The sequence below is a fragment of the Corynebacterium sp. HMSC11E11 genome (assembly GCF_001807025.1).
Classification (GTDB): Bacteria; Actinomycetota; Actinomycetes; order Mycobacteriales; family Mycobacteriaceae; genus Corynebacterium; species Corynebacterium freneyi.
The window spans coordinates 17,946-29,841 of the sequence record NZ_KV787113.1 but is presented as its reverse complement, the minus strand read 5'-3'; the positions used below and the strand labels follow the sequence as shown (position 1 = coordinate 29,841).

At 70.2% G+C, this 11,896-nt stretch carries 10 protein-coding genes; 2 read left to right on the top strand and 8 right to left on the bottom strand.

Annotated features, from left to right (window positions below; genetic code table 11):
- Nucleotides 1–45 precede the first annotated feature (45 nt).
- From rarD to lspA, 4 genes are read right to left on the bottom strand one after another with little or no spacing between them, the layout of a single operon-like run.
- A complete protein-coding gene (gene rarD / locus HMPREF3121_RS01980) occupies nucleotides 46–945 on the bottom strand; it encodes an EamA family transporter RarD (protein WP_070519429.1) in 900 nt (299 codons plus the stop codon).
- Nucleotides 942–1,616, bottom strand: a complete 675-nt coding sequence (locus tag HMPREF3121_RS01975) for a hypothetical protein (protein ID WP_070519428.1) — start codon at nucleotides 1,614–1,616, stop codon at nucleotides 942–944. Before HMPREF3121_RS01975 ends, rarD begins: the two co-directional genes overlap by 4 nt.
- A complete protein-coding gene (locus HMPREF3121_RS01970; RefSeq protein ID WP_070519446.1) occupies nucleotides 1,613–2,539 on the bottom strand; it encodes an RluA family pseudouridine synthase in 927 nt (308 codons plus the stop codon). The genes HMPREF3121_RS01975 and HMPREF3121_RS01970 overlap by 4 nt, the downstream gene beginning before the upstream one ends.
- Complete coding sequence (gene lspA, locus HMPREF3121_RS01965; protein WP_246816034.1) at nucleotides 2,532–3,194, bottom strand: signal peptidase II; 663 nt, start codon at nucleotides 3,192–3,194, stop codon at nucleotides 2,532–2,534. The genes HMPREF3121_RS01970 and lspA overlap by 8 nt, the downstream gene beginning before the upstream one ends.
- A 64-nt stretch (nucleotides 3,195–3,258) precedes the next feature.
- Between lspA and HMPREF3121_RS01960 the strand changes: the two genes are divergently transcribed.
- Nucleotides 3,259–4,179 (top strand): hypothetical protein, encoded by a 921-nt coding sequence (locus HMPREF3121_RS01960; RefSeq protein ID WP_141742925.1) that lies wholly within the window; start codon nucleotides 3,259–3,261, stop codon nucleotides 4,177–4,179.
- 6 nt (nucleotides 4,180–4,185) lie between these two features.
- Here the strand turns inward: HMPREF3121_RS01960 and HMPREF3121_RS12535 are convergent, their stop codons facing one another.
- Complete coding sequence (locus HMPREF3121_RS12535) at nucleotides 4,186–4,875, bottom strand: WKL family lipoprotein (RefSeq protein ID WP_035122506.1); 690 nt, start codon at nucleotides 4,873–4,875, stop codon at nucleotides 4,186–4,188.
- 121 nt (nucleotides 4,876–4,996) lie between these two features.
- Between HMPREF3121_RS12535 and HMPREF3121_RS01950 the strand changes: the two genes are divergently transcribed.
- Entirely contained in the window at nucleotides 4,997–5,941 is a 945-nt protein-coding gene (locus HMPREF3121_RS01950) for an asparaginase (protein WP_070519445.1), read from the top strand.
- Here the strand turns inward: HMPREF3121_RS01950 and HMPREF3121_RS01945 are convergent.
- From HMPREF3121_RS01945 to ileS, 3 genes are all read right to left on the bottom strand, one after another.
- Nucleotides 5,938–7,428 carry a DNA polymerase IV gene (locus tag HMPREF3121_RS01945; protein WP_070519425.1) on the bottom strand — a complete coding sequence of 497 codons (1,491 nt, stop codon included), beginning with the start codon at nucleotides 7,426–7,428 and terminating at the stop codon, nucleotides 5,938–5,940. The genes HMPREF3121_RS01950 and HMPREF3121_RS01945 overlap by 4 nt on opposite strands.
- A gap of 58 nt (nucleotides 7,429–7,486) precedes the next feature.
- Complete coding sequence (locus tag HMPREF3121_RS01940; protein WP_070519424.1) at nucleotides 7,487–8,299, bottom strand: hypothetical protein; 813 nt, start codon at nucleotides 8,297–8,299, stop codon at nucleotides 7,487–7,489.
- Nucleotides 8,300–8,459: 160 nt separating this feature from the next.
- Nucleotides 8,460–11,657: an isoleucine--tRNA ligase gene (gene ileS, locus HMPREF3121_RS01935; protein ID WP_070519423.1), complete on the bottom strand. Its 3,198-nt coding sequence runs from the start codon at nucleotides 11,655–11,657 to the stop codon at nucleotides 8,460–8,462.
- Between the last annotated feature and the right edge of the window lie 239 nt (nucleotides 11,658–11,896).

Here is an 11,896-nt window from a genome sequence, read left to right as displayed (position 1 = left end):
GGTTGCCGACGCCACCCACCGGGCCGCGGACGCTGCTACCCGTCGTCACTCCCCGTCGTCGTCTGCGGCGAGGGGTTCGACCCGACGGCGCCGGCGCGTGCGGCCGTGGCGCAGCACGATGTCGGCGACGAAGACGGCCACGGCCACCCAGATGATGACGTAACCGACCCAACGGATGGGCTCGAGGTGTTCGCCGGCGATGAAGACGGCGATGAACATCTGCATCATCGGCGTCATGTACTGCATCAGGCCGACGGTGGTCAGCGGGATCTTCTTCGCGCCGATGCCGAACAGCAGCAGCGGCAGCGCCGTGGCGACGCCGGCCGACATCAGCAGCAGCGCGTGTCCGATGCCGTGGGTGGTGAAGGTGCCCGTGCCCTGGCGCCCCAGGTAGATCAGGTAGGCGACGGCCAGCGGCGCCATGATGAGCGACTCCGCCGTCAGCGACGCCGTCGCCGACAGACGGACTTGCTTTTTCAGCAGACCGTAGAAGCCGAAGCTGAAGGCCAACAGCAGGGCCAGGATCGGGGGCCTGCCGACGCCGATGGTCAGCACGATCACCGAAACGGTGGCGATGGCCACCGACAGCTTCTGCAGCGGCGACAGGCTCTCCTTGAGGAAGACCACGCCCAGCAGCACGGAGACCAGCGGGTTGATGAAGTAACCCAACGCGGCTTCGGCGATGTGGCCGGTGTTGACGGCGTAGACGTACACGCCCCAGTTGATGGCGATGACGAACGACGCCGCCGCGACGACCAGCCAGGTCCGCGCCGAGGCTTCGCGCAGCTCCCGCCACTTGCGCATGACCAGCAGCAGGATGGCCATGACGACGAGGGTCCACACGAACCGGTGCGCGAGGATCTCCACCGGACCGGCCGGTTGCAGGAGCGGGAAATACAGGGGGAACCCGCCCCACAGCAGATAAGCGAGGAAGGTCTGAATCACGGCGCCACCATATCGGGTGCCGGTTCCGGTTCGGGCAGCGGCAGCGGCCGGACGCCGAAACGCCCGATGACCGCGTCGGCGGCCAGCGCCTCGACGGCGACGACGCCGGGGCGGCCCTCGATCGACCGGAGCTGGCCGAGGGTGCCGCGCACGAGCAGGCCGGTGATCCCGACGCCGTGGTCGCCCTCGGCGGCGATTCCGGCGGAGCGTCCGATCAGGTCGAGTTCGCGGGCGAAGACGTCGGCGCGGGTGGTGCCGGCGACGGGTTCGGGCAGGCTGCGCGAAACGGTTGGCCCGACGAACATCGTGCCCACGCGCAACCCGTCGATGCCGTCGACGGCGGCTGCGGCGGTGGCGGCGTCGGCCGGCGGGTCGAAGGACACCAGCGCCCAGTGGCGTGCGTTGACGTCGGCGGTGGACCCGTCGGCCAGCGGCGGCGGTGTGCGCAGCGACTCCGAGGCACGCGCCGCATAGTCGGCGAGGGGCTCGCCGGATTCGACGCCGACGACGTCGCCGTTGACGTTCATGGGGCCGTGGACCCGGTCGGACCCGGCCATGACCACCAGCACGACGGCCAGGCCGATCACGCACACGAGGGAAATGGCCGCCGCGACCGGGCCGACGCCCTCGCCGGACTTCTTCTCGGGCTCCGGGGCCCGGTGGCGGCTCACTGCGCCCTCAGCACGTCGAGGGCGTGCTGCAGGTCATCGGGGTACGGGCAGTCGATTTCCATCCAGCGCCCGTCGGCCGGGTGCCGGAACCCGACGGACACCGCGTGGAGCCACTGGCGGGTCAGGCCGAGCTTCTCGGACAGCGCCTCGTCGGAGCCGTACATCGGGTCGCCGCAGCACGGGTGGTTGAGGGCGGAGAAATGCACGCGGATCTGATGGGTGCGGCCGGTTTCCAGCCCGACCTCCAGCAACGTCGCGGGGGCGAAGGCCTCCAGGGTCTTGTAGTGCGTCACCGCGGGTTTGCCGTCGCGGCGAACGGCGAAGCGCCACCCGGCAGACGGGTGCCGGCCGATGGCGGCGTCGATGGTGCCCGACGACGGATCGGGGTGGCCCTGCACCAGCGCGTGGTACGTCTTGGTCACCTCGCGGTTCTTGAACGCCCGCTTGAGCACCGAGTACCCGCGTTCGGAGCAGGCCACGACCATCACGCCGGAGGTCCCGACGTCTAGGCGCTGCACGATTCCCTGCCGCTCCGGAGGGCCCGACGTGGAGATGCGGAACCCCGCCGCGGCCAGGCCACCGATGACGGTCGGCCCCGTCCACCCCACCGACGGGTGGGCGGCGACGCCGACGGGCTTGTGCACGGCCACCAGGTCACTGTCGTGGTAGAGCACGTCCATGCCCTCGACGAGTTCCTCCTTGGGCATCAACGGCGCCTTTACCTCGGGCAGCAGCACCAACAGCCACGCGTCTTCCTGCAACCGGTCCGATTTGCCGACGGTCGCACCGTCGATCTGCACGTCTCCGGCTGCCGCCAGCTCGGCGGCCGCGGTGCGCGACAGGCCCAGCAGCTTGGCCAGCCCGGCGTCCACGCGCATCCCCGCCAACCCCGGCGGCACGGGCATTTGCCTGGTCTCACGCATCGACGCCACTCTCCCCTCGCTCGCGGTGGTCGGCGTCCAGCTGGTCGTCGTCACGCTTTGCGACGGCGCCCGCCTCATCCCCGTCGCCCTCGTCCGCGGAATCCCCCACGAGTTCGTCGACGTCCGAGGAGAACATGATCCACGCCGCCAACATGATCACGCCCACGGTGATCGCGGCATCGGCGAGATTGAACACGGCGAAACCGCGCACCGACAGGAAGTCGACCACGTGCCCGAAGTAAAACGACGGATCGCGGAACAGCCGGTCGATGAGGTTGCCCGCCGCGCCACCGGCGATGAGCCCCGCCGACACCGCCGGCCACGGCGTGCGCAGCCACTTCGAACCGACGGCCACGGCGACGATGAACGCGATCTGGATCGTGGTGAACAACCACGTCGACTCCGTGCCCATGGAAAAGGCCGCACCGGGGTTGCGCAGCAGCGTCAACTGGAACCACTGCCCGATCACGTCCACCGGAGGCTCGCCCTCCAACGCGTCGACCGCGATGATCTTCGTCACCTGGTCGACCACGGCCACCGCCGCCACCGTCGCGGCCAGCAGCCCGCGCTTCGGGCGCCGATCCGACCACCGCCGAGCGGGGGCGGGGCCGGGCGGGGAACTCGTCGCTGATCCTGGGGTGCGGGAATTGGTCACCCGCCCATCATCGCCCATGTCCCCCGTTCGGGGCCAACGGCCCGGCGAAGGTAGCCTGGACCGGGTGAAGATGCGTCGCCTTGCCCCCATGTTGCTCGCCGCCGGCCTGGTCCTGTCGGGCTGCGGCTCCGACTCCACGCCCGAGACCGCCCCGGTGCCGCTGGAAATCCCGACGGTCACCCTCGTCGACGCGGGCGACGGTGCCGCCGACGTCGTCGAATGGGCCGATGACGGGGCGACGCAGGAAACGTCGATCATCGTCACCCAGGGCTTCACCCAGCGCGCCGAGGGCGACGGCGCGGACGAGTCGGCCAACTCCACGACCCCGGACACCCGCCTGGAGATGCCCGTCACCGTCACCGCCTCCGGCACCGGCGACGAACGCTCCGCCGAAGCCGAGCTCGGCGTGCCCTTCGGCTCCAACGCCGAACTCAACGACGACATCGCCACCGCCGAAGGGTTCGTGGCGATGTGGGACGGCGACGCCGCCGGCCGCATGCTCGAACTGCGCGTCGGCGCCCCCGAGGAGTCCACCGACACCGCCCGCGCCGGCACCGAGGCGGCGCTGCTGCAATGGGCGCGGCTGCCCATCGTCTTCCCCTCCGAGCCCATCGCCCCCGGCGCGGTCTGGACCGTGGAAAGCCACGTCGGCGGCGATTCCTCGCAGCGCCAGACGCTGACCTTCACCCTCGAGTCCCGCGACGGAGACGACGTGGAGCTCGACGTCGAGGTCGAACAGTCCCCCACCGTCACCGCGCTCGACGCCGGCGACGGCCTGACCCTGCACGTCGTCGACTCCGGCACCGAGACCCGCACCGGTGAGCTGTCCATCGACCTCGGCTCTCCGCTGCCGACCGCGGGCCTCATCGACTACGTCACCACGATCACCTACGGCGAGCGGACGGACGCGGACACCGGCGACGGCATGGGCCCCGATGCCCGCATCGTCCAGCAGTTCCACCGGGCCGTGCAGTTCGGCAAGTAGCCGGACTTAGGCCGGCGGGGCCTCCGGGGCCGGTTCGGCCGGGGGAGCCTCCGGAGCCGGAGGAGCCTCGGGGGCGGGCTCGGCCGGCGGGGCTTCCGGAGCCGGTTCAGCCGGCGGAGCATCCGGCGCGGGCTCGGCCGGCGGAGCGTCCGGCGCGGCCGGGTCCTCCTCGGCCGGCGGCGGGGGCTCGACGCCCTCCGGCAGGCACATCGGCGGCACCTGGTCCGGGGCGACGTTCTTCACCAGCTCACACGCCCACGTCTGCGACAGCTTCCACTGGCCGTCGACGTTGCGGAACTCGACGCTCTCGATCAGCTGGGGCTCCTGCTCCGGCAGGATGAAGTTCACGCCCGCCAGCACGGAGTCGGGGGTGTAACCGGGCAGCACCGGCTCCACGACCTCGAGGGTCGCACCCGACTCCTCCTTCGAGCGCGTCATGACGTCGAAAAGCTCCGCGGCTTCCTCGCCGTTTTCGACGGTCTGGGTCTTCTCCTCGATCGGCAGGTTCGGGTCGGTGGCGCGGGCCAGGATGTCGTTGAGCTCCATGGCCGTCGGGAACGCCGCAACCTCCGCCGTCGACGTCGTGGTGGCCGAGGTGGACTCGTCGGTGCCCTCCCCGTCATCGCCGCACGCCGCGAGGCTCAGTGCGGTGACGCCCGCGATCAGCGTCGCGGTCAGGCTTCGGTGGAACTTCATGTCACTCCTCATCGGACCGGGCGGGCCGACGGCCGGGCCCGGGATCCTTTGGCGGTGTTTCCGGTTTATTCGGTACGCCCGACGATTCTACACCCGTCGGCACCTCCGTAGAGTGGAGCGCATGTCCGACACCGATGCCACGCCCGCCCGCCTCGTCGTCCTGACCACCGGCGGAACGATCGCCTGCACCAGCGACCGACAGGGGCATCTGCTGCCCACCCTCGACGGGGAATCGCTGGTCCGTCCGATCGCCGACCGGTTCCCCGCCGGTTCCGTCGAAATCGAGGTCCGCGAAGTCGCCCACCTCGACTCCGCGTCGATGACCCTGGCGGACGTCGACGAACTCAACGCCGTCATCCACGAGGTCTTCGCCGATCCCTCCGTCGACGGAATCGTCGTCACGCACGGCACGGACTCGATGGAGGAGACTGCGATGGCCGTCGACGTCTTCCACGCCGACGAACGTCCGGTCGTCTTCACCGGCTCGCAGAAACCGGCCGACCACCCGGAGGCCGATGGCCCGAACAACCTCTTCGAGGCCATGGTCGTGGCGATGGACGCCTCCGCCCGCGGCATCGGCGTGCTCATCGTCTTCGGCCACGCGGTGTTGCCCGTGCGCGGCGCCGTGAAGTGGCACACCACCGATGAGCTGGGCTTCGCCACCAACGCCCCCGAGGATCCGGTGCGCCCCGCTCCCCTGCCCCTCAAGGAGCTTTCCGACGTCCGCGTGGACATCATCGCCGCGCACGCCGGAAGCGACGGGACGTTCGTCGACGCCGCAGTCGACGCCGGCGCCGCGGGCCTGGTCGTCGAGGGCATGGGCGCCGGCAACGTCGGCACCGACATGGCCGCGGCGATCGGCCGCGCGCTGGAGGCGGACATCCCGGTGGTCATGTGCACCCGCGTGCCCCGCGGCGACGTCCACGGCAGCTACGGCGGCGCCGGCGGTGGCGCGACGCTGGCCGCCCGCGGCGTCGTCGGTTCCGGCTGCGTCCATGCCCCGCAGGCGCGCATCATCCTCGCCGCCGCCATCGCCGCCGGCGTGCACCCGCAGACCCTGTTCTAGGGATTCGGGTTCCGGGCCTCCGGGTTTTCGCCCGTCGCCCCGGGGTCGGCGGCATCCGCCGGCGCGCCGGTTTCCTTGGGCGGTTGGTCCGCCCATTCGGCGGCGTCGTCATGCTCGGTGAACCAGTCCTCCCAGTCGAGGCTGCACAGCGGCGAGCATTCGCGCAGGTCCGGGTCGTCCTCGGCCAGGCTGATTGCGCGGCCCGGCCCCGTCGTCCGCGACTCGAAACGCACCGACACCACCCCGTGGCCCGCCCCCTGCACCCACCCGTGCCCGTATTCGGGGTGGTGGACGTCAGAGGTCGGCGCCCACTTCGAATCCGAGGTGCGAAACGTGGGCAGCGTGCCGTCGCCGGTGAGCTCCACCAGCCCGGCGGGCACGTCGGCCAGGCCCGGGACGGTGTCCTCCACGACGTGGCCGCGATCCAATTCCGGGAAAAGAACCGACTGCATCGTCGCGTCGAGTCCGGACAGTCCCACGCCCACCAGCCGCACCGGACCGATCGAGGCCGGGTCGAACGCCAGCCGGTGGGCCACCGACAGCAGCGTCTCCGCGTCCTGCGTCGCGTACGGCAGCGTCTCCGACCTCGTGTGCAAGCTCAGATCGGACAACCGCACCTTGACGGTGATGGTGCGGGCGCCGCGGCCGTCGGAAAGCAGCCGCCCGTGGGCCTTGTGCCCGGCGCGCTCGATGGCCGAATGCACCTGCGCCATGGATTCGAGGTCGCGCGGGTAGGTGTATTCGGCGGAAATGGACTTCGCGATGTCCCGTTCCTTCACCGGCCGGTCGTCGATGCCGCGGGCCAGCAGCTGCAGCGCGGGCCCGACCGTGCGCCCCAGGGTGAGTTCCACGTCGCGCGGCTTGAGGGCCGCGAAGTCGGCGATGGTTTCCACGCCCTGCGCCTTCAGCTTGGCTTCGGACACCGGCCCGACTCCCCAGAGCTTGCCGACGGGCAGCGGGTCCAGCAGTTCGTGCTGCCGGGACCTTTCGATGATGTAGACCCCATCCGGTTTCGCCAGCCCCGAACCGATCTTGGCGAATTGCTTGCCCGGCCCCGCCCCGATCGACGACGGCAGGCCCGTCTGGTCGCGAATGTCGGCCCGCAGCCGTTGGGCCCATTCCTCCACCGTCGCGGCGTCGGCGCCGACGAGTTCGGCGGGCTCCATGAACGCCTCGTCGACGCTGAGCTGCTCGACCACGGGAACCCGGTCGCGGATGATGGAGAACACCCGCCGCGACACGGGTCCGTAGATGCCCTTGCGGGGGCCGACGACGACGGCGCCAGGCGGCATGAGCCGTCTGGCCTGCATCATCGGCATGGCCGAATGGGCGCCGTGGGCGCGGGCCTCGTAGGAGCAGCCGGCGACGACTCCACGGCCGCTGACGCCGCCGACCAGCACCGGCCGGCCCCGCAGCGTCGGCCGGGTCAGCTGTTCGACGGACGCGTAGAACGCGTCCATGTCGATGTGGAGGACCCAGCGATGCATGATTGCCCAGCATAGGCGCCGCGCATCGACCGGTCCTGCGCGGGCTCCGTCCGACGCATCACGCGACGTCGAGGTCCCGTCGCCCTCCCCGCACCGCATCCGCGTCCTTTTTCGCCGACCGCACGTGGGAGCGTGCGGCCACCAGCGACAGCGCGTACTCGACCGCCACCGGCGGCACATCCATCGCATCCGCGACACCGACGATGACGTCCTTGGCCCACGACACCGGCACCGCCCTGCCCATTCCCAGGTACCGCAGCACCCGCACTCCCGGATCCAACGCATCGGAGCCGGCGAGCAGGCGCATGTGGCAAAACGACGTCTCCCCCAATCCGTGCACGCTCGTCCATTCGTTGCGCAGGGCCATCGGGCTGATGCGCAGGCGTCGGCGGAAGCTCTCCAGGCCCACGATGCCCGCGTCGTCGAGCACCGTGGCCGCTTCCTCGGCGATCGTCGTCTTCAGCCGCCCCGCAATGCGGTTGCGCGGGAACACCGGGCGACGCGCGGCGGGCTCCTCCTCCGGCCCGCGGATGGGCCCGGTGCCCTTCAGCCCCGGCAGGTTGCGCAGCGCCACGGCCAGATCCCACGCCGTGACCGCCGCGATGCCCTCCTCCATCTGCCAGTGCCGCCACCGGTCGACGATCCGATCCACGTCGGCGTTGCGCGCCCGCACGGAAAACACCGCGTCGATGATGCATTCGGCGATGTCCGCCCGGCGCGCCCACGTCCACGGCCACGTCTTGCCCGGCCCGAACTCCTCCTCCAGCAACCGCGCCACGGCATCGACCGTGCCCAGGTACTCCAGCTCCTCCGGTCCCGGGCCGACGAACTCCTCCCACGCCGCGTCGTTCATCGCCGATTCGTCCTTCATCCCCGATTCCCCCTCGTCATTTGCGGGCCCGGCCCATCCGGTGCCCGTCGCCGGAAACGTTACGGCCCCCGCCCGCCGAGCGCTGCTCGGGAGGCGGGGGCCGAAGGTGGAACTGTCGATCGATCGGGGGCTGTGGATGCTCCCCGATCCGCGCCGTCGGCTAGGCCTTGACGACGTCGGCGGTGCAGCCGTCGCCAAGGTCGTGGGTCAGGGCGTCACCGTCGACGACGACCTCGAACGACGTCGCCAGCACCTCCGCGGCGATGAGGTCCTTGTGGCGCTCGGCCCACTCGGCGCGCTCGGCCGGGACGTTCACCGTCACCGTGATGCGGTCGGTGATCTCCAGGCCGGCGGCCTTGCGGGCGTCCTGCAGGCCGCGGATGCGGTCGGCCGCCCAGCCGCGCGACTCCAGTTCCTCCGTGACCGTCATGTCCAGGACGACCAGGCCGTCGACGCCGTCGACCTCGGCGGTGGACTCGGCGTCGTCGGCGACCAGACGGCGGGTGTACTCGCCGTCCTCCAGCGCGATGCCGCCGGCGACGACCACGCCGTCGACGACCTCGTAATCGCCGGACTTCACGGCCTTGATCACCGTCTGCACGTCCTTGCCCAGGCGCGGGCCCGCCGCCCGGGCGTTCACCGCGACCTCGAAGCGGCCGACGGAGGCGACGTCCTCGGTCAGCACCACGTCGTCGACGTTGACCTCGTCGCGGATGATGTCCTTGAACGGCTCCAGCGCACTCGCGTCCGGGATGGCCACCGTCAGCTTCGGCAGGGGCAGACGGTTGCGCAGCTGATGCGCCTTGCGCACCCGCGAGGACGCCGAACACACCGCACGAACGTCATCCATCGCTGCAACGAGCGCCGCGTCGTCGGAAAGCTCGTCTGCGGTGGGCCACGGCTCGAGGTGCACCGAACGGCCGCCGGTCAGGGACTTCCAGATGACCTCCGACGCCATCGGCAGCATCGGCGCCGCCAGGCGCGTCAGGGTCTCCAGCACGGTGTACAGGGTGTTGAAGGCCTCCGGGTGCTCCTCGTCGCCCGCCCAGAAACGATCGCGGGAACGGCGCACGTACCAGTTGGTCAGGGCATCGCAGAACCAACGGATCTCGTCGGTCGCCCCGGCGATGTCCGTGTCGTCCAGCTTGGCCGTCGTCGCCTTCACCGTCGCCGCCAACTTGGCCAGGATGTACCGGTCCAGCACGTTGTCCGAATCCGTCGCCCGCTGCGCCGGCTTGGAGGCGTAGAGCTGCAGGAAGGAGTAGGCGTTCCACATCGGCAGCAACGCCTGGCGCACGCCCTCGCGAATGCCCTGCTCGGTGACGATCAGGTTGCCGCCGCGCAGGATCGGCGAGGACATCAGGAACCAGCGCATCGCGTCGGAACCGTCGCGCTGGAAGACCTCGTTGACGTTCGGGTAGTTGCCCTTCGACTTCGACATCTTCAGGCCGTCGTTGCCCAGCACGATGCCGTGGGCGACGACCTTCTTGAACGCCGGGCGATCGAACAGCGCCGTCGACAGCACGTGCAGCGTGTAGAACCAGCCTCGGGTCTGGCCCGAGTACTCGACGATGAAGTCCGCCGGCGAGTGGGTGTCGAACCACTCCTTGTTCTCGAACGGGTAATGCTTCTGCGCGAACGGCATGGAGCCGGACTCGAACCAGCAATCCAGGACCTCCGGCACGCGGCGCATCATCGACTTGCCCGTCGGGTCATCCGGGTTCGGGCGGACCAGCTCGTCGATGTCCGGGCGGTGCAGCGACTTGGGGCGGCGACCGAAGTCACGCTCCAGCTCCTCCAGGGAGCCGTACACGTCGACGCGCGGGTACGCGTCGTCGTCGGACACCCACACCGGGATCGGCGAACCCCAGTAGCGCGAACGCGAGATGTTCCAGTCGCGGGCGCCCTCGAGCCACTTGCCGAACTGGCCGTCGCGCATGTGCTCCGGCATCCACTCGATCTGCTCGCGGTTGAGCTCGACCATGCGGTCGCGGAACTTGGTCACGGCCACGAACCACGACGGCAGCGCCATGTAGATCAGCGGCTCGCCCGAACGCCACGAGTGCGGGTAGGAGTGCTCGATGGTCTGGTGGCGCACCACGCGGACCGCCGACTTCAGGTCGCGGATGATGTCCTTGTTGGCGTCGAAGACCAGCTGGCCCTGGTACGGCGGGGTCAGGGACGTGAACTTGCCGTCCATGTCCACCGGGATGACCAGCTCGATGCCGTAGCGCTGGCAGGTGATCATGTCGTCCTCACCGAAGGCCGGGGCCTGGTGGACGATGCCGGTGCCGTCTTCGGTGGTGACGTAGTCGGCCACGAGGATCTGGAAGGCGTTGGGCTGGTCGGCGAAGAAGTCGAAGATCGGCTGGTAGGTCAGGCCCTCCAGCTGCGCACCGGTGTAGGTGGCCACGACCTCGCGGTCCTTGCCCAGCTCCTTGGCGAAGGACCCGACCAGGTTGGACGCCAGCAGGAAGGTGCGGCCGACGAACTCGGCCAGCCCCTTCTCCCCGACGCGGACCAGCGAGTACTCGACGTCGGGGTGCACGGCCAGCGCCAGGTTGGACGGCAGGGTCCACGGGGTGGTCGTCCACGCCAGGGCGGCGGCGTCGGCAAGCTCCGGATGCTCCGCCAGCGTCGACTCGCCCGCCGACCCGGCCACCGCGCCGGTGATCGGGAACGTCACCGTCAGCGTCGGGTCCTGGCGCATCTTGTACGAGTCGTCCAGGCGGGTCTCGTGGTTCGACAGCGAGGTGTGCTCGGCCCACGAGTACGGCAGGACGCGGAACCCCCGGTAGATCAGGCCCTTGTCGTAGAGCTCCTTGAACGCCCACATCACAGACTCCATGAACCCGGGGTCCATGGTCTTGTAGCCGTTTTCGAAGTCGACCCAGCGTGCCTGGCGGGTGACGTACTCCTGCCATTCGTTGGTGTACTCCAGCACGGAGGAGGCGCAGTACTCGTTGAACTTGGCCAGGCCCATGTCCTCGATCTGGCCCTTGTCTGTGATGCCGAGCTGCTTTTCGGCCTCCAGCTCGGCGGGCAGGCCATGGCAGTCCCAGCCGAAGACGCGGTTGACCTGCTTGCCGCGCATGGTCTGGTAGCGCGGGACGATGTCCTTGACGTAGCCCGTCAGCAGGTGGCCGTAGTGCGGCAGGCCGTTGGCGAACGGCGGGCCGTCGTAGAACACGTACTCCTCGGCGCCGTCGCGCTCGTCGATCGACGCGCGGAACGTGTCGTCGGACGCCCAGAAGTCGAGGACGCGGTCCTCGAGGGCCGGGAAGCTGGGGCTGCCGGAGACGTCACCGAACTGGTCGGTGCGGGGATAGGCGCCGCCTGCGGGGGTGGGCTTGTTCACGTTGGTCCTCCATGGTCGCTGGTCCCCGGCCTGGGCCGGGTGAAAAGTGCCACGGGGACGCCTGCCGGCGCGGTACCACCCCGCTTGACCGGTTTCCCCCTTCGTCGGGAGGAGCGCGGCCCGCTCATCGTCCGGGCTGTGCGGGCCCGACCCGTCCGGTTCTACTGGGCGCGTCCCCTGCCCCGCCGCTGGTGACTGCGGGGCGCGGTCGGCGCCGTTCTTCCGGAACGCTCCCCGGT

What these genes read in the sequence shown, in the direction of transcription:
- HMPREF3121_RS01970 (WP_070519446.1), bottom strand. Translation starts at nt 2,539, where the DNA reads ATGCGTGAGACCAGGCAAATGCCCGTGCCGCCGGGGTTGGCGGGGATG.
- HMPREF3121_RS12535 (WP_035122506.1), bottom strand. Translation starts at nt 4,875, where the DNA reads ATGAAGTTCCACCGAAGCCTGACCGCGACGCTGATCGCGGGCGTCACC.
- HMPREF3121_RS01950 (WP_070519445.1), top strand. Translation starts at nt 4,997, where the DNA reads ATGTCCGACACCGATGCCACGCCCGCCCGCCTCGTCGTCCTGACCACC.
- HMPREF3121_RS01945 (WP_070519425.1), bottom strand. Translation starts at nt 7,428, where the DNA reads ATGCATCGCTGGGTCCTCCACATCGACATGGACGCGTTCTACGCGTCC.
- HMPREF3121_RS01940 (WP_070519424.1), bottom strand. Translation starts at nt 8,299, where the DNA reads ATGAAGGACGAATCGGCGATGAACGACGCGGCGTGGGAGGAGTTCGTC.